29 protein-coding genes are annotated in these 21677 nt (G+C 52.7%); 15 read left to right on the forward strand and 14 right to left on the reverse strand.

Features of this window, described 5'->3' with window-relative positions; translation table 11 throughout:
• Position 1 precedes the first annotated feature (1 nt).
• On the forward strand, positions 2-337 hold the full coding sequence (locus E3E23_RS07455; protein ID WP_167907883.1) for an ASCH domain-containing protein: 336 nt from the start codon (positions 2-4) through the stop codon (positions 335-337).
• A 3-nt stretch (positions 338-340) separates the two neighbouring features.
• Positions 341-910 carry an ASCH domain-containing protein gene (locus E3E23_RS07460; protein ID WP_167907652.1) on the forward strand — a complete coding sequence of 190 codons (570 nt, stop codon included), beginning with the start codon at positions 341-343 and terminating at the stop codon, positions 908-910.
• Here E3E23_RS07460 and E3E23_RS07465 read toward each other — a convergent pair.
• Positions 891-1172: a hypothetical protein gene (locus E3E23_RS07465; protein WP_167907654.1), complete on the reverse strand. Its 282-nt coding sequence runs from the start codon at positions 1170-1172 to the stop codon at positions 891-893. The genes E3E23_RS07460 and E3E23_RS07465 overlap by 20 nt on opposite strands.
• A gap of 158 nt (positions 1173-1330) precedes the next feature.
• On the opposite strand from E3E23_RS07465, the gene E3E23_RS07470 reads away from it, so the two are divergent.
• Entirely contained in the window at positions 1331-2041 is a 711-nt protein-coding gene (locus E3E23_RS07470) for a TIGR02253 family HAD-type hydrolase (protein WP_167907884.1), read from the forward strand.
• Positions 2042-2167: 126 nt separating this feature from the next.
• On the opposite strand, the gene pgsA is transcribed toward E3E23_RS07470, so the two are convergent.
• The 3 genes from pgsA to E3E23_RS07485 are packed head-to-tail and all read right to left on the reverse strand — an operon-like array spanning position 2168 to position 4877.
• Positions 2168-2731 carry an archaetidylinositol phosphate synthase gene (gene pgsA, locus E3E23_RS07475; RefSeq protein ID WP_167907885.1) on the reverse strand — a complete coding sequence of 188 codons (564 nt, stop codon included), beginning with the start codon at positions 2729-2731 and terminating at the stop codon, positions 2168-2170.
• 2 nt (positions 2732-2733) lie between these two features.
• A complete protein-coding gene (locus tag E3E23_RS07480; protein WP_167907656.1) occupies positions 2734-3276 on the reverse strand; it encodes a tRNA (cytidine(56)-2'-O)-methyltransferase in 543 nt (180 codons plus the stop codon).
• On the reverse strand, positions 3273-4877 hold the full coding sequence (locus tag E3E23_RS07485; protein ID WP_167907658.1) for a transglutaminase-like domain-containing protein: 1605 nt from the start codon (positions 4875-4877) through the stop codon (positions 3273-3275). Before E3E23_RS07485 ends, E3E23_RS07480 begins: the two co-directional genes overlap by 4 nt.
• A gap of 48 nt (positions 4878-4925) precedes the next feature.
• Here E3E23_RS07485 and E3E23_RS07490 point away from each other — a divergent pair, with 48 nt between their 5' ends.
• From E3E23_RS07490 to E3E23_RS07500, 3 genes are read left to right on the forward strand one after another with little or no spacing between them, the layout of a single operon-like run.
• Complete coding sequence (locus E3E23_RS07490; protein WP_167907660.1) at positions 4926-5699, forward strand: S-adenosyl-l-methionine hydroxide adenosyltransferase family protein; 774 nt, start codon at positions 4926-4928, stop codon at positions 5697-5699.
• Positions 5700-5717: 18 nt separating this feature from the next.
• On the forward strand, positions 5718-6281 hold the full coding sequence (locus tag E3E23_RS07495) for a nicotinamide-nucleotide adenylyltransferase (protein ID WP_167907662.1): 564 nt from the start codon (positions 5718-5720) through the stop codon (positions 6279-6281).
• A 44-nt stretch (positions 6282-6325) separates the two neighbouring features.
• A complete protein-coding gene (locus E3E23_RS07500; protein WP_167907664.1) occupies positions 6326-7090 on the forward strand; it encodes a nucleotidyltransferase domain-containing protein in 765 nt (254 codons plus the stop codon).
• On the opposite strand, the gene E3E23_RS07505 is transcribed toward E3E23_RS07500, so the two are convergent.
• From E3E23_RS07505 to E3E23_RS07515, 3 genes are read right to left on the reverse strand one after another with little or no spacing between them, the layout of a single operon-like run.
• Positions 7068-7652, reverse strand: a complete 585-nt coding sequence (locus tag E3E23_RS07505; RefSeq protein ID WP_167907666.1) for an HAD family phosphatase — start codon at positions 7650-7652, stop codon at positions 7068-7070. The two genes, E3E23_RS07500 and E3E23_RS07505, sit on opposite strands and share 23 nt — an antisense overlap.
• Before the next feature lie 11 nt (positions 7653-7663).
• Positions 7664-8851, reverse strand: coding sequence for an MFS transporter (locus E3E23_RS07510; protein ID WP_167907668.1), 1188 nt, complete (start codon positions 8849-8851; stop codon positions 7664-7666).
• A 38-nt stretch (positions 8852-8889) separates the two neighbouring features.
• Positions 8890-9360, reverse strand: a complete 471-nt coding sequence (locus E3E23_RS07515) for a GNAT family N-acetyltransferase (RefSeq protein ID WP_240920770.1) — start codon at positions 9358-9360, stop codon at positions 8890-8892.
• Between the two features lie 118 nt (positions 9361-9478).
• On the opposite strand from E3E23_RS07515, the gene E3E23_RS07520 reads away from it, so the two are divergent.
• Complete coding sequence (locus tag E3E23_RS07520) at positions 9479-10798, forward strand: glycosyltransferase family 39 protein (protein WP_167907670.1); 1320 nt, start codon at positions 9479-9481, stop codon at positions 10796-10798.
• A gap of 93 nt (positions 10799-10891) precedes the next feature.
• Here E3E23_RS07520 and E3E23_RS07525 read toward each other — a convergent pair whose 3' ends face one another.
• Positions 10892-11713 (reverse strand): GNAT family N-acetyltransferase, encoded by an 822-nt coding sequence (locus tag E3E23_RS07525; protein ID WP_167907672.1) that lies wholly within the window; start codon positions 11711-11713, stop codon positions 10892-10894.
• A gap of 72 nt (positions 11714-11785) precedes the next feature.
• Here E3E23_RS07525 and E3E23_RS07530 point away from each other — a divergent pair, with 72 nt between their 5' ends.
• Positions 11786-12289, forward strand: coding sequence for a hypothetical protein (locus E3E23_RS07530; protein ID WP_167730835.1), 504 nt, complete (start codon positions 11786-11788; stop codon positions 12287-12289).
• Here E3E23_RS07530 and E3E23_RS07535 read toward each other — a convergent pair.
• A complete protein-coding gene (locus E3E23_RS07535; protein ID WP_167907674.1) occupies positions 12261-13421 on the reverse strand; it encodes an MFS transporter in 1161 nt (386 codons plus the stop codon). The genes E3E23_RS07530 and E3E23_RS07535 overlap by 29 nt on opposite strands.
• A gap of 57 nt (positions 13422-13478) precedes the next feature.
• Here E3E23_RS07535 and E3E23_RS07540 point away from each other — a divergent pair, with 57 nt between their 5' ends.
• Positions 13479-14420, forward strand: a complete 942-nt coding sequence (locus tag E3E23_RS07540; protein ID WP_240920771.1) for a carotenoid biosynthesis protein — start codon at positions 13479-13481, stop codon at positions 14418-14420.
• 77 nt (positions 14421-14497) lie between these two features.
• On the opposite strand, the gene E3E23_RS07545 is transcribed toward E3E23_RS07540, so the two are convergent.
• Positions 14498-15265 carry a DUF2202 domain-containing protein gene (locus tag E3E23_RS07545; RefSeq protein ID WP_167907888.1) on the reverse strand — a complete coding sequence of 256 codons (768 nt, stop codon included), beginning with the start codon at positions 15263-15265 and terminating at the stop codon, positions 14498-14500.
• A 233-nt stretch (positions 15266-15498) separates the two neighbouring features.
• Between E3E23_RS07545 and E3E23_RS07550 the strand changes: the two genes are divergently transcribed.
• On the forward strand, positions 15499-16173 hold the full coding sequence (locus E3E23_RS07550; protein ID WP_167907889.1) for a carbon-nitrogen hydrolase family protein: 675 nt from the start codon (positions 15499-15501) through the stop codon (positions 16171-16173).
• A 12-nt stretch (positions 16174-16185) separates the two neighbouring features.
• Here the strand turns inward: E3E23_RS07550 and E3E23_RS07555 are convergent, their stop codons facing one another.
• Positions 16186-16938, reverse strand: coding sequence for a DUF2202 domain-containing protein (locus E3E23_RS07555; RefSeq protein ID WP_167907676.1), 753 nt, complete (start codon positions 16936-16938; stop codon positions 16186-16188).
• Between the two features lie 146 nt (positions 16939-17084).
• On the opposite strand from E3E23_RS07555, the gene E3E23_RS07560 reads away from it, so the two are divergent.
• Positions 17085-17534 (forward strand): dual specificity protein phosphatase family protein, encoded by a 450-nt coding sequence (locus E3E23_RS07560; protein ID WP_167907890.1) that lies wholly within the window; start codon positions 17085-17087, stop codon positions 17532-17534.
• Here the strand turns inward: E3E23_RS07560 and E3E23_RS07565 are convergent.
• Complete coding sequence (locus tag E3E23_RS07565; RefSeq protein ID WP_167907678.1) at positions 17521-18084, reverse strand: nitroreductase family protein; 564 nt, start codon at positions 18082-18084, stop codon at positions 17521-17523. The two genes, E3E23_RS07560 and E3E23_RS07565, sit on opposite strands and share 14 nt — an antisense overlap.
• Positions 18085-18127: 43 nt before the next feature.
• Positions 18128-18877 (reverse strand): MBL fold metallo-hydrolase, encoded by a 750-nt coding sequence (locus E3E23_RS07570; RefSeq protein WP_167907680.1) that lies wholly within the window; start codon positions 18875-18877, stop codon positions 18128-18130.
• 63 nt (positions 18878-18940) lie between these two features.
• Here E3E23_RS07570 and E3E23_RS07575 point away from each other — a divergent pair, with 63 nt between their 5' ends.
• Genes E3E23_RS07575 through E3E23_RS07585 form a run of 3 tightly spaced genes read left to right on the forward strand, consistent with a single transcriptional unit; the run spans position 18941 to position 20547 of the window.
• The gene (locus E3E23_RS07575) at positions 18941-19402 is read left to right on the forward strand and encodes a Mut7-C RNAse domain-containing protein (protein WP_167907682.1); all 462 of its coding nucleotides are present in this window, start codon (positions 18941-18943) and stop codon (positions 19400-19402) included.
• Positions 19403-19434: 32 nt separating this feature from the next.
• Complete coding sequence (locus E3E23_RS07580) at positions 19435-20145, forward strand: 6-hydroxymethylpterin diphosphokinase MptE-like protein (protein WP_167907684.1); 711 nt, start codon at positions 19435-19437, stop codon at positions 20143-20145.
• A gap of 48 nt (positions 20146-20193) precedes the next feature.
• Entirely contained in the window at positions 20194-20547 is a 354-nt protein-coding gene (locus E3E23_RS07585; protein WP_167907686.1) for a hypothetical protein, read from the forward strand.
• Between the two features lie 15 nt (positions 20548-20562).
• On the opposite strand, the gene E3E23_RS07590 is transcribed toward E3E23_RS07585, so the two are convergent.
• The gene (locus E3E23_RS07590) at positions 20563-21390 is read right to left on the reverse strand and encodes a hypothetical protein (RefSeq protein WP_167907688.1); all 828 of its coding nucleotides are present in this window, start codon (positions 21388-21390) and stop codon (positions 20563-20565) included.
• 61 nt (positions 21391-21451) lie between these two features.
• On the opposite strand from E3E23_RS07590, the gene E3E23_RS07595 reads away from it, so the two are divergent.
• Positions 21452-21670 (forward strand): LSm family protein, encoded by a 219-nt coding sequence (locus tag E3E23_RS07595; RefSeq protein WP_167907690.1) that lies wholly within the window; start codon positions 21452-21454, stop codon positions 21668-21670.
• Positions 21671-21677: the final 7 nt, after the last annotated feature.

Genomic DNA, 21677 nt, shown 5'->3' on the forward strand with positions numbered 1-21677 from the left:
GATGAAGGTCTACAGGCTGTACGTGAAAGACGAGTACCTCGAGATGATAAAGTCCGGGGAAAAGAGGATAGAGGTCAGGGTAGCTTACCCCCAGCTGAGGAACATAAAGCCCGGCGACAAGATACTCTTTAACAACGAGGTTCCGGCAGTTGTTACTGGTGTCAAACGCTACGAGACGTTCAGGCAGGTTCTGCGCGAGGAGCCAATTAAGAAGATCTTCCCCGACGAGCCGAGCTTTGAGAGGGCCGTGAAGAGGTTCCACAACATGTATCCCAAATGGAAGGAGAACAGGTATGGGGTCATGGCCATAAAGTTCAAGCTCGTCGGTGAGGGATGAAGGATGAGGCATCTTGAGTTTGACGGACGGTACAAAGATGCCATCCTGAGCGGAAAAAAGCGGGCGACGGTACGGCTCGGCAAGAGGCCAAACCTGACACCGGGAGACGTAGTTTTGATACACTCCGGTGGCTATGCCATAGGGCGGGCGGTAATCGAGCGAGTTGATAGCAAAACCGTTGGGGAGCTTACCGATGAGGACGCGTTTCTTGATGGGTTCTCAAGCAGGGAGGAGCTGATTGAGGCTCTGAAAGAGCACTACCGTCACGTTACAGATGACTCAAAGGCCCACGTGGTCGTTTTCAGGCTCGTTGAAAAGTTCGATAAACCCGTCACCTCTTCCGACTATGCCTACGAGGGGAACCTGCCAATTGAGATAGCGGAGATGGCCCTCAAGCACCTTGACCTCCCCGAGGAGGATAGAAAGCTACTTGAGCTCTTTCTGAAGTCTGGGAGCCTTAGGAAGGCCGCCTATAAGCTTGGGGGTCTGAACAAGAGATACTTAATACGGGACGCCCTGAAAAGGGCCTACGAGGAGTTGAAAAAGAAAGGGCTCATGGGGCCGAGACTTTGATGCTTTCGAGCACGCTTACCTTTGCCTCGCTTCTATTGATTCTCTTAACGGCAGAAAGTTTGACCGGGATGAGCTTGAAGGTGCCCCCATGAATGAGCCTTCTAAGTTCTCTCACGAACTCCTCAGCTTCCTTCTCGCTCATGAACTCCACCTTCGCAATGAAGTCGTACTCCCCGTAGAGCCAGTATCCCTTCACGGGGAGCTTTTCCAAAACCTCGTCTCGGACGCCCCAGACGAGGAGTATCGCTTCGATTTCCCTCACCCCCTATGTTTTCCTCCCTGTGGTTTCACCACTGATAAAAGCTTTTCCAAAGTTTTTCTGTCATGTGGGCAAGTCTTCGAAATTCCTTCGGTACAAAGTTGTCGTTGTGCCAAAGGAAGCGTTTTAACGTCATCCCCGGAGTTTTTACGGTGATAACGATGCTGAAGGCCGTGTTCTTTGACTTCGTGGGCACGCTCATAACGAAGGAGGGCGAGAACGTCACCCACCAGCATATAGTCGAGGAGGTTCTCAAGAAGGCAGGCAGGGATGACCTCGATGTTATCAGAATCTGGGAGGAGTACGAGGCTGAGAGCTCTGCCCTCTTTAAGGAGCTCGCAGGAAAGCCTTACGTCAGAATAAGGGACGTTGACACAAGGGCAATTGAAACTGTCGCCCAGCGTTACGACTTCACCGTTCCAGAGGACTTCTGGGAGGTAAGCATAGCCATGCACGAGCGCTATGGAAGGCTCTTCGACGATGCCGTCGAAACGATCAGGGCCCTCAAAGAACTCGGCCTCCACGTTGGAATAATCACGGATTCCGACAACGATTACATCGAGGCCCATCTGAAGGCCCTCGGTATTTACGACCTCTTCGATTCAATAACTACCAGTGAGGATGCGGGTTTTTACAAGCCACACCCTAGACCCTTCGAGCTGGCTCTTCAGAAGGCGGGCGTTAGGCCAGAAGAGGCAGTATACGTCGGCGACAACCCGGCTAAAGACTGCGTTGGGGCCAAGAACGTTGGTATGTTCAGCGTCCTCCTCGATCCGAGCGGAGCCAAGCGCGAGCTCTGGGTGAACTGCGACTTCGTGGTCTCACGGCTGAGCGAGGTAGTTGATATCGTGAAGGGCCTACAGGAGGATTGAAAACCTCTATCTTTTCTCGAGGGGGTAAAAAGAGGTCGCGGCGAGGGGTCGGTAACGGCAGGGCTCATCACGGTGCCGCGCGAAGCGCGGTTTCAGCTAGCGAAATTTTCGTCATCCCCTCTTGCCTCACCTCAGCCTCTGGTAAGCAGCCCACATCCTCTGGAAGACGGTTATCCAAGCGAGCACGGCAACGATGTAAACACCGTAATCAACGTGGCCAAAGAGTGCGGTGATTATCAGGATGAGAAGTCTCTCAGCCCTTTCGGCTATTCCTACCGCCAAGGTTCCTGAGCCGGCCAGCTCCGCTCGGCAGCGTTCGTAGCTGACGAGGTAGCTCCCCATGAAGGTTATAAACGCCACCTTCCAGTCTACCAGGTTACCGAGGGCTATCCCAAACAGTACAGCCCCGTCGCTTATTCTATCGAAGGTGGAGTCGAGAAAGGCGCCAAAGCGGCTTGTCTTCCCAGTCAGCCTGGCGAGCGTTCCGTCGAGGGCATCCACGAGAGAGCCGAAGAGGAGTACCAAGGCGGCGGTAAACTGTTCGCCGCGGTAGAAGAGGTAGGCACCGGCGAGGCTTATCAGAAGTCCGATGACCGTCAGGTGGTTTGGACTCAGTCCGGTCTTTGCCAATGGCCGCACTATTGCCTCAAGGTAGCCTTTGACCGCCGGGCGGTATCTGTTCAGGGCCATTCTCATTCCTCCTCTAGCTCGACGACCTTCTTGCCTTTCTCCTGCGGGATTATCTTGAGCCTGGCGTTCTTGAACTCCTTTCTGAGTCCTTCACCATCGAGCAGCCTGTCGAGAAAGACCGCTAAAGCGGCAACCTCGCTGTGGGGCTGGTTTCCGACGGCCACGTTGTAGTTGGCCATCTCGTAAACTTCTTTTGGCACCTTTTCCGCTCCAACGACCACCATGATGTCCCTTCCCGATTTCAGCTCTTCCTTAATCTTTGGAACCGCATCGTCGATGTGAATGCCGTACATGGTCAGGTGGGCTATTATTCCGCCCGTCTCTTTCCACTCGCGCATTATCCTTTTCCAGCTCGGATTGAAGGTTATTTCAAAGGGACCGCCCCATCGCTTAACCACGTCCTCAACGCTCTCCTTCACGTGCTCGTCAACCTCTGCCGCGATTATTATTTTATCCGCGCCGAAGGCCCTCGCAGTCAAGGCTACGTGTGTCGTTATTCTTTTGTCTCTCTCCGGCCTGTGTCCAAGGCGAAGCACTACAATCATCCAACCTCACCCGCGAATATTTTCCAGTATCTTGTGAAGTCGTCGCTCCATGTCATCGTCCTGTAGAACTCGTACATGGTTTTTACGTCTTGCTCTATTTTGCGTGTGCTGTAGGTGGAGAGCACCCTGTTGAGGTCCTCCTTGCTTGGGGCCGAGAACAGGAAGAGGGCATAGAGCCTCTGGTTCTCGTCGAGGTTGTTCATTACTATCATGAGCTTGGAGCGTAGCTCCGGTTTGAGCCTCTCGGTTACTATCCTAAGGAGCCTGTCCTCGAGATCAGCCAGGAAATCTCCCGTGACGTCCACGTGCTCGTGCCCGTTGAGGCTCGAGGGGGACTGAGCAACGATCCTATATCCGTCGCGCGTTACGAGCTGGTACAGCTTGGGGAAGTAGGGACTGGCCAAGTACTCGTCCAGTGAGCCAACAAAGCCGTGCTTGATGTCAGCTACGTACCAGCCATCCGCGGTGTAGAACTCGGTCATCGGCCAGAGGGTGCAGTTGGTTCCGTTGAAGAGCGTAACTATCCTAGCGGGAACGTCCACTGAGCGCAGCATCGCGGTCATGAGTATCTGAGCTTCGGCATAACTTATCCTGTCCTGTGGGAGGATCTTTGAGGGCTCGAGGGTTGAAGTGGTGTCCCCGAAGGAGTATGTCCTCATCATCCAGTCGTAGATGGCCTGAGCAGCCTGGAACTCTGATTCGGCGTTGCCGATTACCTTGAGCGTTAGGTTCCTCAGATCCGTCCCATTGAATGCCGATGTCGAGTTGTAGCGCTCCATCCAGTAGCCGTCCACTATGTACTCGTCGGTTATCCAGTGATACCTGAGCCCATAGGCCGTTTGCAGGGTCTCGTCATCCTCCTCCCAGGGCCTCCACACGACTTTGAGCGGCACGCTTTTTACTATGCTGCTCTCGGCGCCGCTGAGGGAGTATTTGACTATGACCGAGATGTAACCGTCTCTGTAGGCATAGGGGGCCTTGATGGTATAGCTCAGTTCGATCTTCTCGTTGGCATCCAGAGTATCCGGAAGGGCGTCGGCACTGAGGAGCTTCATCCCGTCCATGAGGTTGAAACTTATGTCGCGGAGATCCACTGGAACCTCCAGCGTGTTTTCGATGGTGACGTTTATCTGCGCAGTTTCCCCGCCCTTTAGTGTGGATGGAGCTTCCACATTAAGCTTCAACTCATCTGGGGGGCCTGCCTCGTCTGATACAGTGATTCTAAACTGCCCGTAGAAACCGGTCCAGGAGCGCTTGAGCTCGTCCGTTAGCTCGAGGGAGAGCTTTAAGTTGTAGACCCCCGGCTTTAGGGGCGCCCTCAGGATCCACACGAGTTGAACGCTGTCGCCAACTTTCAGCAGATCAGGAAACTTGGGCTCCTGCAGGATTTGAAAGTTGTCGTCGCCGAGGACGAGCGTCGCACCCGTGAGACCAACCTTTCCTGTGTTGTTGACGAAGACCATCACGTGAAGAGTGCCGCCTGGCCTGACCAGGGTTTTATCAACCGAGAACCTAACCTCGGCCGGCGGCTTGAAGAGGCAGCCGAAGACCAGTACCACGAGAATGAACACAACCGGAACGAGCGCCTTCCTCATGACCATCTTCCAAAGCCTCTTAAGCACTGACGTTAATAAAGTTTGGGTGGTGTCATGATAACGCTGACGACGGACTTCGGCTTGAGGGGCCCCTACGTTGGCGAGATGAAGGTCGCCATGCTGAGGGTCAACCCCAGCGCGGTGCTGGTAGACGTTACCCACTCGGTAACGAGGCATTCGATTTTAGAGGGCTCCTTCGTCATGGAGCAGGTTGTCAAGTATTCCCCCAGGGGAACGGTTCACGTCGGTGTCATCGATCCGGGCGTTGGCACCTCGAGGAGGGCGGTAATAATCGAGGGCGAACAGTTTTTAGTCGTTCCAGATAACGGTCTGGCCACTCTCCCGTTGAAACATATAAAGCCCAGAAAGGCTTACGAGATAGACTTCGACAGGGTCAAACGCTTCACAGGCTGGAGGATAAGCTCCACCTTCCACGGCAGGGACATATTCGGCCCCGTTGGGGCGTTACTCGATGCTGGGCATTCTCCGGAGGAGTTCGGCAGGGAGATTGATCTGGATTCGCTCGTCAGGCTCGAGGTGGAGCCGAAAAGGGAAGGAGATGTTTGGAAGCTGAAGGTCATCTACATCGACGACTTCGGCAACGTCATCCTGAACCTTGAGAACTACGGAAGGCCAAGGGCAGTTGAGCTTCCCGGCTTCAGCCTTACTATTCCATACCTCGATACCTACGGCCGTGTAAAGCCCGGTGAGATGCTCGCTTTACCTGGCAGCCATGATTACCTCGAGATAGCGGTCAATCAGGGTTCAGCTGCAGATGTGTTGGGTCTGAAAGTTGGGGATGCCGTGGATGTGAAGTTAGTCCAATGAAAGTAAGGGGTGATTAAAATGCCGAGGCGCGGTCTCTTCGTTGGCCGTTTCCAGCCGGTTCACAATGGGCATATCAGGGCCCTTGAGTTCGTTTTCTCGCAGGTGGACGAGGTGATAATAGGCATTGGTAGTGCTCAGGCCAGCCACACGCTCAAGAACCCCTTCACGACGAGCGAAAGGATGGAGATGCTCATAAGGGCTCTGGACGAGGCTGGTCTGGAGAAGCGCTACTATCTGATTCCACTACCGGACATCAACTTCAACGCCATCTGGTCAACTTACGTCCAGAGCATGGTTCCAAGATTTGACGTCGTCTTCACTGGAAACTCTCTTGTCGCCCAGCTCTTCCGTGAGAGGGGCTATGAGGTCGTAGTACAGCCGATGTTCAGGAAGGATATCCTCTCGGCGACGGAGATAAGGAAGCGTATGGTGGAAGGAGAACCCTGGGAGGAGCTCGTGCCGAAGAGCGTCGCCGAGTTCATAAAGGAAATCAAGGGTGTTGAAAGGATAAAGATGCTCGCCACAAATCTTGAAAACTCGGAGAAAGAGCTGCAGGCGCCGATAAGGATTCCGGAGTTTTAGAAGCCTTGGATCTCTTTATTTTACTTTGAATAGGGGAGATATGTATGGAGGCAGACTGGAAACTCGCTTTGGAACAGTTCATCGAAGACTGGAAAATTAAGGACTTCGTTGAGGCCGCTCTGCTAACTGGAAGTTATGCAGTTGGGCTACAGACCAGATACTCCGATGTAGACGTTTACATCGTGCTCTCCGATGACGTGGAATGGAGGGAGAGGGGAAACGTCGTTATAGATGGGACTTTAATCGAGTACTTCGCAAATCCAGCAAGACAGATCAGACACTACTTTGAGGAGGAGTTTGCCCAGAACAGCCGGGCCACAGCGAGGATTATAGTAATTGGGAAAGTTCTCTTTGACAAGACTGGAATAGCTGAGGTTCTAAAGGCGGAAGCGCTGGAATACATGAAGAGACCCTTTGAACGGCCCGATGAAACCTGGGTGGAGGTAGCTAAGTACTCCCTCTGGGACATGCTCGACAGTCTGAAGGACGCTGAAGACAGGAACGATCCCAGCTCTGGCTACCTCTACCACCTGGCTCTCAGCAGAGCCCTTGAGGTTTATTCGAAGTTCTTGGGTGTTGAAATTCCTCCAGCTAGCAAAGTTTACAGGCTCTTCAGCGACGAAAGGTTCAGAAAAGCGTACATGTTTGAGGAATTTCCCGATGGGGAGTTCGTGAAGCTGTTTCTGAAGGCTCTTGAGAGGCGCGAGGCCGAAAACCTGAAGAGAGTCATAACGCACATCTTCGAGAGGATGGGAGGCTTCAATATCAACGGCTGGCGGCTGAGAACTAAGGCTTTAGATTCTTTATGAAATCCACCAGCTCTTTCAGGTCTTTTACCAGAAAATCCGCCCCGGGTATCTCTCTGCCGACGGCTATCCCCACATTGGCTTGCTCAAACATCTTTGAATCTGCGCTACCATCCCCAATGGCGAGTAGAAAGGTCTCCTTGAACCGTCCAGCTATCTCGCCCTTATCCTTGACGCGGAGATCTATCCCCTCAAACCTTCCCTCCCTGAAAACCGCCCTGTTGGCCATGAACTCGTCCCCGAGTGCCTTAAAGGGTTCAAGAACCTCCTCAAAGGAGCCGCTGATGAGAACCACCTTAAAGCCCTTCTCCCTGAGCATTTCAACGAGCTCTCTCGCCTTGGGGCTCACGCTGACCTTCTCCCTCGCCCTGAGGAACGTCCCCTCATCGATCCCTCTTATGAGCTCCACCCGTTTGAGGAGGGAATCCAGCCACTCCACCTCTCCGGAGAGGCCCTTTTCAAGAAGCTCCTCTATCTCCCGTTTTCCTGTTATTCTGGCCATCTCCCTCCAGAACTCGAAGTCTGTTAAAGTCCCCTCGACGTCTATTACCGCGACCTTCTTCATTTTCCATCCCCTCACCGGGGGCTATTTCTTACCTTCGCCTTTCTAAAGGCTTCCCCTCTAACGAAAAGTACCCCAGCTAAGAGGAACAGAACTAAGCTGGCTGCATAGGGCAGCGTCGCATGTACGCTCGCTAGTGCGCCGGCGATGAACGGCGTAACGAGAGCTATCAAGCGGTTGTAGCTCGATATCGCCGCATGGAACTCGCTGGCGCGCTCCTTTGGGATGAGCGAGAACTGCCACGAGCGGTAGAACGGGAACCAGAAGGTGTTTCCAAAGTCTCCGATAGCATAAACCAGCAGCGCCAGCCAGAACGGCGGTGAGAGCGCCATGACGAGGGCATAGACCGCGTTGAGGAACATTCCAAGGCCTATCGCCTGAAAGCCCTTCCCCTTCGGAACCCTCTCGCTGGCGTAGGTTCCAATTATCGAGGCCAGACTGCTCGCGCAGGCTATCAGCGTTACCTCGAAGACCGTCTTGTGGAGCACAAAGACAACGTAGTTGATGAGCACCAGCTCAGGCGCGAGGGACCACGCCAGAGTCAGCAGCGCTTCAAAGGCCAGCAGGAGCTTGAACTCGCCGACCCTGAAGGTGAAGCCCTCAGGGGTTAGCCTCTTCTCTTTGCCAACCGACGGAAGGAAGAGCCAGATGTATGCAATCGTGAAGAGCGAGAGGAGGCCAAAGGCGATGAAGGCCAGTCGATAGTGCTCCGCCGAGCTCCAGACGTAGCCGAAGAGGTAGCCGAGGATTGGGAAGGTTACCAGCCTGCTGATTTCGGGCAGGCGCAGGTGCCAGGCGAAGATTTCTTCGTACCTGTCCTCCGGGTAGATAATCTGCTCATAGGCACGGTAAAGAGGGTAAAGCACCGTCGAGAGCTTCTCGACTGTTCTTCCCGCAAAGAACATGACCGGAGCTATAGCACCTTTGGCAAAGCCGTAGAGGACGTAGGCTATTCCGTCGAGGGCGTCAATTACCATCAGCCCTTTCTTGATGTCCCATCTGTTGAACGCCCTGCCGAGGAGATATGTAAGCGGAATCGCGATGATGTTGACGGCGGTAAAGAAGGCCCCGACCTCGAGGACGGAGTAGCCGGAGTACATCATATAGAGGGGCAGAAGAATCCAGACTATGAGCTGGGGCGCTATGATAGTGTGGTAGAGCATGTAGGCTTTGGCATCTCGCGGAATCTCGCTCCAGCGCATAGGAACACCATATGGGTTTTTAGAACGGACCTATAAGCCTAACGCTCTTCCTTTCCCTTTAGGCACTTCACGTAAATCAGAGCCGGCTCGCCCCATTCTGGATAGGGGTCTATTAAAGCAACCCTGACGAGACCTCTCTTTTCGTAGAACTTCCTCGTTTCATCGTAGGGCTTGTAAAATAGATCGCCTGAGGTTTTCACTACGAGAACTTCGAAGCCTTTCTCAAGGGCCCATCCCTCAATGAAGGCCAGCAGTTCCGAGCCTATTCCTTTCTCTCGCTTCTCACGCTTCACGGTCATCCAGAGGATTTCGAGGGCTTTTTCATTGAGGGGCTTGACCGCTATGAAGCCAAGGACGCCCTTGCTAAGGGCTATGAACGTAATCTCACTCTTCAAATCCTCTTCAATCGCTTTTATTCCAGCTTCGTTGAACCACTCTCTGAGGTCTTTGGCTATCTGGAGGCACTGCAAATACTCTTCTTCACTTTGGAGGGGTTTGATTTTCATCATAATTGGTCACTTTTAGACGTTTTCTTAAGTCGTATGAAACGCTCCGAAACATTCTTTTGTAGAGTTCCTTAAATAATCCCAGCCTAATAATCTTTTGGCTGGACATGGAGGGAGTTCGATGAATGCGGGCAGGTTTGAGATGGAGATTAAACTTGAAAATCCAGAAACCCGCTACTTCCTGATGATGCTTATCATAGCACTCATAGTTTTCTCAGCTGTTTTAGTGATCCCTATCAAGCTCATAGAGCCCGACGACATAACGTACTACGCCGCAATGAAGGCGTTTTCCCAGGGCAAGATTACAGTTTCGCGTTCCGAGCTTCTGGAGCTTCAAAGAGATGCAAGCTATGAAGAGCTCATAGGCGTGCCTAATCTTGCAGGCAAACACCTTGGAATACAATATGTGAGAATTGATGTCGATGAATATGCTTTGGAAAAGGCGCCCGGTTATGCCTTCATACTCGCCTTCTTTCACAAGCTCGGGCTTGAGAGAATAGTAAATTTAGTTTTTGGACTTTTTGGGCTGGTTGTCTTCTACAAGCTCATTTCACTGGCTTACAATCCAAAAGCCGCTTTCTTCTCTTCGCTAATTCTACTCTTTAATGCAACCTTCTTGGGAATGTTCTACAGGATTTACATGTCAGACTTTGTCAGCATGGTGTTTGTGCTCATCGGCGTGGCGTTCTATTATATGGGGCTCGAAAAAGAAAGCAAAACCCTAGCTGTATTTTCTGGATTAGCTTTGGGTTCGAGCGTAGCAATAAGATATACAAACGTAGTAATTTATCCTGCAATCCTGCTCTATGCGCTCTGGCTCTTGAAAAAGGGTATGAAAAACCCGCTTAGATACTTTGGCCTGCTCCTTTTGGGCTCAATTCCTCCTGCAATCCTGCTCATGATATATCACTACACGGTCTTTGGAAGTCCCTTTAGGGTGGGCTATGCCTATACAATTGGCTACACAAACTTTGCCCTCCAGTTCCTGCTGAAGGGAGAGTGGCATAGGGCCTTTGCAATACTCCTGAGAAACCTTCTGGTTCACCCAAAGCTTCTCTTTGAAGGGTTTCCATCAATCTTCCTGCTCCCGGCGGGCTTATACTTTGCAAGAAAAAGCCGCTTAACGCCCCCATTATTCCTGTGGTTCTTAGCTTACTTCGGGCTCTACTTCCAATACGATTGGCTCCGCGCAGATGCCTACATCTTCCAAATGCGCTTTTATCTCCCCTTCGCCCCAGTACTCGCGGCTTTTGCTGGTGTCATTATATGGAAGCTCTTGGAGGGGGAGGATGAGCTTAAAGTGCTGGGCTACACGCTCTTTGGATTCCTAATACTTGTAGACTTATCTTCATTTGCGAGTTTTGTGGCCCACTACGTCCTTAATTTTGGGTTTGGACAGCCTTTACTGCCTCCTCCTTCCCCGTTACCCAGTGGGCTTTGACTGACCTGGAGTGGTACTACCCCAAACACTGGAATTCGCTCCAAACTACCCCATTGAAGTATTCCGGAATATCCTTAAGGTATCTTCTTGCTTTTACCCGCGGAGTGTCGTCAGAGGCATCCGGAACACCAGCACGTTCGGCTCCTCCGTCTCATCCCAGAGCTTGAGGCCGAGCCCCATTAGGCCTAGGAGGACGGGATTCATTCCGCCTGGGAGCATGATGTCGAACCATTCGCCCCTTTCCTTCGCAACGTAGGCCATGGCTGGAAGCATCGTCCTTATGCAGGCAAGCCCAGTTGAGAGCGGAGTGAAGGTCGTTCCTCCTCTTGGGACTATGAACTTGAAGCCGTCTATCTCGTAGACCTCTGCCCTCTTCCTGAGCCATTCTAACGTTTCCTCGCTCCTGTGGAGGAACTTCCAGCCAAGCGGGATTATTCCGAGCGTTAAGTCCTCGTAGGTCAGCTCTGAAGGGGTTGGTTCCTCCTGATCGAAATCCTCAGCTTTGGCACCGAGAACGTAGAACTTGGCAAGGATTGAGAAGCCGTCCTTCTTTGCCATAGCTATGCTCTCCCTGTTGAGGAAGTAGGTGGAGAACTCGAGGGCCTCTATTTTTCCTTCCTCGGCGAGCCTCTCACCGAGTTCGAGCATAAAGCTGTGGAGGAGCCTTCCGAAGCCCCTGCCCCTGTAATCGGGATGAACGCGCAGGCCCTCAAGCCAGCCAACGCGGTTTGGAAGGAGCGTCAGCTTTGCAGTGCCGATGACCCTGCCGTCCAGCTCCAGGACGTAGAAGTTGCCGTCTTTAACCCAGTCATCGAAAACTTTCGCTAAATAGTCCTCTCCGCCCCACGTGAGCCTTGCTATCTCCTCAATGAATGGCTTATCTTCAGGTCTGGCTTCGCGGATGAACGGCTCCATAGTTTCGTTTCACCGGAGACATCTTAAGGAAAACCTTTTAAGCACCTTTCGTTATTACGACTGGTGGTGTTAATGCAGAGGGTCTGTTCCCTTGTCATTGCGGTTCTTCTGATTCTCTCAACCACCCTCGGCTACCTCTACCACGGGGAGAGAAACGACGTGGAGAACGCGAAGGGGGGCATCTTTCAAGCCTCCACCATGGCCATTTTCTGCCTTTCGGACATGGCTGCCCTTGAAACGATGCTCGAAAACAACGTGAGCGATGATGTTCTAAGGGAAAGGCTGAGCCGCTACACTTACTGCGCCTGGGAGCTGAGCGGGGCATCTTTTTCGCTCTACGAGCTCACGGGGGAGAATAAGTACTGGAACCTCTACGTGGCGGGTGGCAATCTGGAAAGCTACTTCTCAACGGCTGTAAACAGCCCGGATCCCAGAGAGAAGGTTTCCAAGGATGTGAGAATCTTCAATGAACTATCTGAGGAGTTGTCCTCCATACTGCAGAATGGAGGGGTAGAGAACCTCACTGACGCCGAGGCGGAGAGACTTTTCAACCTAGCTCAATCGCTCTCAGGCTGAGCTGGAGAAAAGCCAACGCCACGAGTGCTATGAGAAATGCCCCAGAGGAGAGGCCCAGTGGGGAGAGACCCCTCTCAATCAGCCACGCAAAGAGTATCTGTGAAATTGGAATGACGAGCGTTGCGAGGGCGTCGAAGATTCCCCTGAAAGTCCCCAGTCTCTCAAGCGGAAAGACCTTCTGGAAGAGGCTGTCGAAGGAGACGTTGATGAGAGCACCGCCGAGGCCTAGGACGAAGACCGCCGGTAGAAGCGCCGCAACTTTGGGAAGACCAACGAGGATGAGGGCGAAGCTCTGGAGCAGCATACCAGCTAAGAGTGGCCTTCTGATACCCAGTTTCCTTCTGTGGGCAAAGTAGGTGATTCCCAGAACGGCCACCAAACTCCCCACCGTCGTCAGCGACTGAAGTAAGCCGTATATCACCTCTCCCTTTTCCAGGGCCCTGAGCGATGAGAAGACGAATATCCTGAAGGAGCCGAGGGCGAAGTTGAAGAGCAGGAGAGTTATCATGAAGCCAATGACGAGCTTTCTGCGGATTTTAGCTGGTTTAGACCTTTCTTTTGTCTCTTTTTCCCGCTTCACATCAACGTTGAGGTACGGAATCAGCGCGAGTGCACCGATGAATAAGAGGGCTGCATCTATCAGCATGCTCCATATTCCGAAGCGGTAGGCGAGAAAACCCGCGAGTGGATACGCGAGGAGTGAAGTGGCCTCACCAACGGTCTCCTTGGTCGCGTTGAGCCTCTGGAGTTCGGACTCGTGGAGGGTCATTGAGGCAACGAGCGAAAAGCCGTAGTACCTGTGGAGGATGTCCAGAGCCGAAATCCCTGAGACGAGGAGATAGAAGGCCCAGATGTTTGAGGAGAGAGGGATTATGAGAACCGCCAGGAAAGCCTGAAGGATGAGCGCGAGAAAGGCCAGCCTCACCTTTTTGACCGTTCTGTCGAGGGTTCGGCCGAGAATGGGTGGCAGGATAACCCATGGAAGGTGAGTGAAGAGCGCGTAGCCACCTATGCTTATCAGTGAGCCCGTAGCGTTCAGGATGCTCCAGGGTAGGGCAACGGTCTCTATGGCATCCCCGGCTACTCTGAGCGAGGCAATGAGCAGGTAGAGGTGGTAGAGGGCTTTCTTCATAGATGGGCCTGGGAAGATGCTGTTTTGAGTTTTACTAGGTAGGTGCCCATATGAGACATGCTCAAACTCATACCAAACGAGGGCCTTGCCAGAGAAGTTCAGGAGCTCAAGAAAGTTCTCACAGCGCTTACGGCTCTGTTCGCGGTCGCTCCTTCTATCCTGTTCAGGGATAAGCTTGCGAACATCGGAGAGTACTTGAGCGGGATTTACTCGCCCGCGGGACTGCTCTGGGGCATCACCTTTGGAGCCCTGATGCTTGCGGCAGTTCGATACCTTTTTATCATCCTGATACAATTGAGGTGTATGGAAAGGGATATCCAAATCGCGCTAGTTTTAATTCTGCTGGCCAACGTCCTCAAGACGTCTCCCATTTATCTCGTACTCTACATGGCCTCCTTCGTGCTCCTGTCGCGGAGAGCTTGGACGTCCCTGCCAAGGCTCCTCCTCTGGGCGTTCTTTATCGGATTTGTGGTCGAAATAATTGGAACTCGCGTGTGTGCACCCTTCGGGTGCTACGAGTACATAAACTTGAGACCTCAGATTCTGAGGGTCGGACTCTTCGTTCCATTCGCCTGGGCAATTTTTGGGGCGGTCTCTTACCTGGCGGCAAGCTACTACTTCACGAGCCCATCCAAGAGGATTCTCTTTGCCTCCCTGCTGATGGTGATTATTGATCTCTCCGTCGACCCTATTATGACCTCGTGGGAGGCGTGGATCTGGAAAACGACCACTGAGGTAACTTGGTTCGACATCCCCTGGACCAACTACTTGGGCTGGTTCGTGGTGTCCCTGATGTTTTTCTCTCTCTACGAGCTTTTAAGGGGAAGCGATGTTGACAGAAAGCTGTCCCGGGTTGGGCCGCCGGTTTACCTGCTGGAGATGTTCACATTTGCCCTCTACGCTCCATCTGCCGTGAAGTTTCCAGCGGAACTAGCACTTGTGCTGTCGATTGCAGTCTTGGCTTTCCCCTACCTCGTTACCCAACTCCGCACAAGGTAGGATTGTAGAAATTCATTTCCTGCTTCTTATGAGGACGAACGTTAGAACGGAGAAAATGGGGATAAGAAAACGGGCACTCAGTCCGTCGGCATTCCCGTCTCCATCGGGGAGTTTACTATGGCCTCGTACTCATCCTGCGGTAGTATCTGGGGCTCGTAGGTTATCCCGTACTGCCTTGAGAGCACCGTGGTGAAGGCCCTGAGGTGGTTCCTTGAGCCCATCATGAGGTTCTCGAAGACGTACTTGATGTCTTCGTTGTCGGTCTTGGCCAGCCACTCTTCGAGGTCCTTGATGTCAACCTCCTCTATGAGTGCTCCCACTTCGAGGGCCGCAACTTCGCTCTGCATTCCCTGCTCAACGAGCTGGTCGTAGAGCTTTTGAAGCTCGGGGTTCTCGAACTCGCCGATGTCCTTGCCAGTGGCCGGGTCGGTCAGGTTGTACTTCTCGATGAGTGCCAGCACCATGTCCATGTGGGCCTGCTCGCTCTGGGCTATGTTGTTGAACACTGGTTCACCCCACTTCTCGTAGAGAGTCAGGTAAACGTCCCTCGCGAGCTTCTCCTCCTCGCGCATGTAGAGGATCGCCTGAATCTCTTCCAGGCTTAAGTCCTCGGTTGGGAGTGAATAAACGTAGTCCACGTTGTACGTGATGTCAGCAAAGCCGCCAGCCGTCACGTTGCTGGGTGGTCCGCGCGGGGCCGCCTCGGGACCGTAACCCTGAGTCACCGTGGGACTTGAGGACTCGGTGGTCGTAGCGTCCTCCTCCGTGGTTATGCATCCTGCGCTGAAAACCCCGAAGAATATAACCCCTATGATCAGGAGCCCGTAAAGCTTCTTACCAAGCATTTTCATCACCTTTTCCCATATGTAATTCAAATGTTACATATGCTCGCAACTTTATAAATCTTTCGGGTTACAGAAGTGGGGAGTGGCTGGAGAAGAAAGGGACGAGGGACATTACCTCAATCATCGGCGCTGTGCACTGGATATGGCGGGCTGTAGTGGAGGCCGTTTCGTGCATTTGGCGTGATGGATTTAAAAAGAGGCTGGTAAGAAACAAAAGTGTGCGGGTGATGACCTTGAGACTCGCTCTAATCCCGATGAAGGTTAAAGTCAACGACTTTGAGGCCAACTGGCGAGAATTTGAGCGGCGCTTTTGGGAGGCCATGGAACACCGCCCTGACATCATAGTTTTTCCGGAGTACTGCCTCACGGGCTTCAAGGAGTGGGACTTCAGTCGGGCAGTCCTCTACGACGAGATAGTCTCAAGGGTGAGCCGCCTGGCGAGGGATAATTCGGTTTACGTTATATTTGGCCTCCTTGAGCCCTACAAGAACTGCACCTACAACTCGGCGCTCCTTATAGACCGCGAGGGCGAGGTTGTCTTGAAGCACCGCAAGTTCCAGGAGCCCATGAGGTTCTGCACCGGCAACACCGTGAGGACTGCAAGGACGGAGTTCGGGAAGCTCGCGATAATCATCTGCGGCGACCTCTACAACAAGAGGATAGCGAAGTGGATTCGGAGAAAAAGACCGGACTACCTCTTCGTGCCTATGGAGTACTCCCCAGAGGGTGGAGAAATCGCCGTGGAGGACATCGAAGCGATGTCTGAACGTGTTAGGCTTTTGGGGGTTAGGACATTTATCGTTAACGCTCATCCGCCTGGTGGAGCATGGGTCTTTGGCAGGAATGGAAAGCTCCTGGCCCAGAGCCGTGGGGAAGAAATTTTGATCTACGAACTCGGAAAAGGATAAGAAAAGAACCGTTCATCCGTTGTTGCCGTATCCCTGCGGTCCGCCCTGTCCCCCGGTCTCCATCGGGCTGCTGATGATCTGCTCGTACTCCTCCTTGCTGAGAATCTGGGGCTCATAGGTTACGCCGTAGTTCTTAAGGGTGCTCACGAAGGATCGGAGGTGGTTCCTCGAACCAATCATGAGGTTCTCGTAGACGGTTATTATGTCAATCTTGTTCGTCTGGGCTATTCTCTCCTGGAGGTCAACTATGTCTGTCTCCTCTATCAGAGCTCCAACCTTAAGGGCGTCAACTTCGCTCTGCATCCCCATCTCGATGAGCTGGTTGTAGAGCTCCTGGAGGTGTGGGTTCTGGAATTCACCTACTCCTTCGTTTATCGTTGGGTCTGTGAGATTGTACTTCTGGAGGAGCATTCTAACGGTGTCTATGTGGGTTGTCTCACTCTGGGCTATGTTGTTGAATATCGGAAGCCCCCACTTGTCGTAGAGCTTAACGTAAACGTCGTGGGCGAGTTTTTCCTCCTCGACCATGTAGAGCAGACCATTCTTCTCCTCTTCCGTTAGAGGTGCCGCTGGAAGGGAGTCAATGTATGACTGCAGGTTTTGCGTGTCGATGTTTCCATTTGAATCAGCAACGAGCGGAATCGTATCGGTGGGCGTCGAAGTTTCCGTGGGAGTTGTGGAGGTCTCTGTGTCGCTAATGCATCCAGCCGCGAGAACGCTTAGGAGCAGAATCCCAACCAGGAAAAATGCGTAAATCTTTTTCATAACTATCACCCCGCCCGGGGATTGCTCCCCGGACTCTGCACGGTGGTATTTACGTGATGGCTCCTAAATAGGTTTTGGTTGTAACCACTGGGTTGGTGCCGAAGTAAGGCTTATCTTCGCGTGGGCATACTCTCTTGGGGGTGGTGATGATAAACCCGAGGTTCGTATCCGAGAATGTTGCCTTCTCTTCAATGCCATATCCAGAGGACATTCCAAGGCTTGCTGAGGAGTTCGGGGCCTTCGTTGTGCTGGTCGAGGATCACGAGCTCTTCTATGGACTCGAAAGGCTGAAAGAACTCGGCCTGGAAGTTCTCCACAGCCCGATTCCTGACTTTACTGCTCCAAGCCTTGAAGCGCTCCTTGAAATACTCCGGTGGATCGAGGAGAAAACAAGGGAAGGCAAGCGGGTTCTGATACACTGTCTCGGCGGCTCTGGGAGGAGCGGGACGGTGGCGGTTGCGTGGCTCATGTATTCTCAGGGATTGTCCCTGCGGGAGGCCCTCACGAGGGTTCGTTCGCTAAGGCCGAGCGCCGTTGAGACTGAAGAGCAGATGGAGCGTTTAATGGATCTTGAGAGATTCCTCAAAACCCGTTGAGGCTCATGACTTCCTCCAGCCTTTTCCTCTCGTACTTCGGCTTCGGATCAGTGGGATATCCAACGGGAAGGATGGTCTGGAGCTTGTAGTCCTTTGGGGCGTTCAAAAGCTCTTCTATCAGCCTCGGATTCGGTGGCGTGTACGTAACCGTGCCTAGCCCTTCTTCCTCCAGCGCGAGGAGGAGGTAGCCAACCGCTATCCAGACCGACTGAAGCCAGTAGGGCGCTTTGGTGTGGCCGAAGACGAGTATCAGGTAGGGTGCATCGCTCAGGAAGGGCTTCTCTGGTGAGAACCCTTTTTCCTGAAGCCACTCACCGAGATCTCCTTCAACCTTCTCGTAGAACTTCCTCTCGGCATCTTCGCAAAGCTCTCTTATCCTGCCCTTGAGCCACTCGTCATCGATTACGACGAAGTGCCACGGCTGCGCGTTCATCCCCGATGGGGCTTCCTTTGCGGCTTCTATTGCTCTCATAATTGCATCCATCGGAGGCTTATGGGGGAGGAACTGCCTTACAGTCTTTCTCCGCTTTGCCAGCTCGAGAACCCTCATGCAACCACCGTGGAAGTTAGGAAGCGGAGAATAAAACGTTAACTCAGACGTAGAAGACCATTCCGTCGTATGCGACCAGGACTTTGTTGCCCCACCTTTCACGCACGTGTTTGGTGAGCTCCAGGAAGGGCAAGTTTTTATGGGATATGTGGCTCAACACTGTTCTCTCTGCAATTTCAAGCCCAATCTCAGCAGCCTCATCAACGTTGTTGTGGTATGGATCGCTGAATCCAGGAGGATAAGTGGCATCGACTATCGCCAGTCTCAGAGGAGCCTTTTTCCTGAGAATCTCCCAGGTCTCCTCGGGCAGTTCCTTGGTATCGTAGAGCAGAGCTATAGTCCTTCCGTCCTCTTCTATGAGGTAGCCGAGGGTTTCAACCTGGTGGTTGAGCCTGAGGGCGGTAATCCTTAGCGTGTCAACATTCACGGTATCGCCGGGCTTTATTACCTTGGGTCTCAGGTTCTTTGGGTCGTTGAGGATGAGGGCGTCGGCCTGACCTTCTGGGGCATAGAGGGGTGTTTGGAGTGCCATCCAGCGGAGCTTGTAGAGGCCGTAGAGGTGGTCGTGGTGCCAATGCGTAAGAAAAATCGCCTCAAGGGGTACGTTGAGGTGGTCCCTTATGTCCGTCCCAACGTCGAAGAGAACGGCTTTTCTATTTTCCGTGATTACCGCCAGCGTTGAGGGCTTTCTCTGGGCAAAGCCGAAGTTTCTCGCTTCGCTGCATGAGGGACAGGTGCACAGATGGGCTGGAATGCCCTCGCTGCCGCCCGTGCCAATGAAGTAGACTATCATGCCATCCCCTGTTTCACAGCCGTGAAATATTTCCTTTATAAGGGTTGTTCCCAAGTTTTTCCCATGAAACTCATCGCCGACATGATGCTGGGTCGTTTGGCAAGATGGCTCCGCCTTTACGGCTACGACACTCTCTACGGCATCACGGACGACGAGGGGATAATTCAAGTTGCACTCACCGAGGGGAGGGTAATACTCACGAGAGACTCTGGCCTGGCTGAAAGGGCGAAGAAGCTCGGGGCCGAGGTAATCCGCCTCTCCTCGAACTCCCTTGAAGAACAGGTTGAGGAGCTCAAAAAGTACGGCTTGGAGTTCGGGGAGCTCTTTCCGGCCAATGCGAGGTGTCCGAAGTGCAACGGTCTGATAAGGCCCGTGAAGAAGGAAGAGATTAAAGGGAAAGTTCCACAGAGTGTTTATGAACGCTACGACGAGTTCTACGTCTGCGGGAACTGCGGGCAGATATACTGGCCGGGAAGGCAGTGGAGGGAGATGCTCAAAATCGACAAGAGGCTGAGGAGGATTTAAAAACTCCCACCCGAAGTCTGGCTGGTGAGCCGATGGAGTGGAAGGAATGGGAGCCATTCTACCTCAGGATCGTCCGGGAGATGGGTTATTCCATTGAGAAAGACCGCGAAGCCGCCCAAATACTGCGAGCGCTTCTGTTGGAGGGTGATGAGTATATCCTGAAGGAGGAGCTTGGGGCGGTTATCGAGAGGAAGATCTATGTTTTTGGGGCGGGTCCAAGTCTGGAAAAGGCCTTGGAGAGGTTTGACTTCTCCGACGGGACTCTCATAGCGGCTGATGGGGCAACGTCAGCCTTACTTGAGTTTGGATTGGTTCCCGATATAGTAGTCACCGACTTGGACGGCAGAATTCCTGATCTGAAAATAGCCAACGATAGGGGGTCTTTCGTGGTAATCCACGCCCACGGCGACAACATCGAGAAAATGAATGTTTACGTGCCCCTCTTCCAGCGAATTCTCGGGACGTGCCAGACGGAGCCTCTTGACATTGTTTACAACTTTGGAGGTTTCACCGACGGAGACAGGGCCGCTTTTCTTGCAGAAGCCCTCGGGGCGAGGGAGATAGTTCTTGTCGGCTTCGACTTCGGAGAAACCGTCGGAAAGTGGAGCAAGCCTGGCCTGAGAGAGCACTCCCCCGTCTGGGAGAGCAAGAGGAAGAAGTTTGCCTTCGCCCAGGAACTGTTAAAATGGCTGGAGAGGAATGGGAGCGCTAAAGTTACGTGGTTCCAAGCTTCAGACTTGTAGGGGTAACTTTTTATATCGTTTCTCCGCTACTAACATTTAGGTGATTCCATGGCGGACGTTGAGATTGCGAAACTGCTGATAAAGATTGGAGGAATAATCTCGCTCATAGCGGGTGTTCTTGAGGGTCTGGCGCTCCTAATAACCATAATCGGGATAATTCTCGCGGTTCCGGCCTTCATACTAGCCTGGTGGATTTACAAGCGCTCCATTGAAGTGATTGAGCTCATTGATATGGGTGACTACAAAAAAGCCAAGGACAAACTCATAATTCCGATGGTGCTCTCGCTGATTTTCTTCAGCACAATCAGTGGAATCCTGATGCTGATTGGCTTGATATTACTTCCTTCAAAACCATCGAAGGATTTGGAACCCAAAGGACCCACGGACTGCCAGGGGTATTGAAAATAAAAAGAAACCTCAAACGAGGTTCTTCAGTTTCTTTACCTTCCCGGCCTTTATTTCGATGTAGCCAAACTTCTTCAGGAGCCTTAGAGTTTCCTCCAGGGCCTTCCTGGTAAAGTTTATGACGAGCGTTCCCTTCTCCGTTGGGATCTCCATCGGTGAGGTCTTCAGGAATGCGTTTATGAGGTCTTCTTCAGGCACCTTCTCCTTTCCGATGGCCTTCAGAACTTCGGTAGCAACTATGGCCCTTCCAATGAGTGCAAAGTAGACCCTCAGAAGGTAGTCCTCCGGGAAGTACCTGCTCGCGAGCTTTCCGAGGGTGTTTATCTTGGCTATGTCAAGCTCTAGTATCTCGAACTCATACTCCGGGACAAGGTCGGTGAGGGCGAACTGCTTGGCTACCTTCTCGACTCCCTCTGGATTGTGGACGAGGTTGAAGGGGAATTTGAACTCGAACTTCAGGCTCATAACGTCAACGCCTTCTTTAAGCTTCACCACTCCGTCGCTGTAGTCTATTGCCCCGTTCTTCATGAGCTGGTCGAGGAGCTCGGCCACCCACGGCCCTTCTTGGATCAGGCTCTCGATGTGCTCGCCCACCTTGATGTGCTCGAGCAGGTGATTTAGGCTCTCCTTGAATGACAGGAAGCCCTCTTTCAGGGCTTCCCTATCGGCGCCGTTGAGAACCTCTATCTTCGCGCCGATTTCCTCTAACGTGCCCTCTAGAAGGTAGCCAGCAAAGCTTTCGTAGCTCAACCTCTCGTGAAGCTCGAACTTGATTCCTTCCCTCTTCAAATCCTCGAGGAAGGCTCTCCTGATTGCCTCGTTCTTTGTGACGAACCTCATTCTATCACCGAACGGGAAACGATTAAAAGCCTTATAGGTTTTTGGTTTTGGAGGTGAGACGATGAGCGAGGGGAAGCAGTACCTCCTCGACAGGACGCTCGAAACTTGGAAGGGAAAGAGGGTAGCGTTAGCCGTTAGCAGCGAACATTCCTTCACTGGAATACTCGATGACTTCGACGAGGAGGTTATCCTCCTGAAGGACGTCGTGGACATAGCCGGAAACAAGGCCAAGGCTCTGATAGTTAAAATCGATGACCTTAACTGGATAATGCTCCTCTGAGGTGATA

This window comes from Thermococcus sp. CX2, from assembly GCF_012027555.1.
Taxonomy (GTDB): domain Archaea; phylum Methanobacteriota_B; class Thermococci; order Thermococcales; family Thermococcaceae; genus Thermococcus.